The 379-nt window shown below is 68.3% G+C and carries 1 protein-coding gene; it reads left to right on the forward strand.

The window, feature by feature from the left end; translation table 11 throughout:
- Positions 1 to 81: 81 nt before the first annotated feature.
- On the forward strand, positions 82 to 379 hold a 298-nt coding region (locus Q3A80_RS31990; protein ID WP_446332765.1), incomplete at its 3' end, for an ATP-binding cassette domain-containing protein.

Below are 379 nucleotides of genomic sequence, written 5' to 3' on the forward strand. Positions count from 1 at the left end.
CGCCGCAGCATCGACGGGTGGGCCTCGATCTTCCGATTCGCACTTTGCGCGCCGAGCCTGGGCGCCGCAGGAGAGACTGTCATGTTGTCGCCTCAAACGACGGCCGTCAGGTCGGCCATGCATCCCCTTTCGACCACGCGCTTCGCGGCCACCGCGCCCGACGGCGATTTCGTGCGGCTGCGCGACGTGCACAAGGCGTACGGTCCGAATCTCGTCGTGATGGACGGCATGAGCCTCGACATGCGCGCGGACGACCGGCTCGTGATCATCGGCCCGAGCGGCAGCGGCAAGAGCTCGTTGCTGCGCGTGATGATGGGCCTCGAAGGCATCCAGCGCGGCGAGATCGCGTTCCAGGGCGCACCGTACATCCGCGGCGGCG

It is taken from the genome of Burkholderia sp. SR8 (assembly GCF_052851275.1).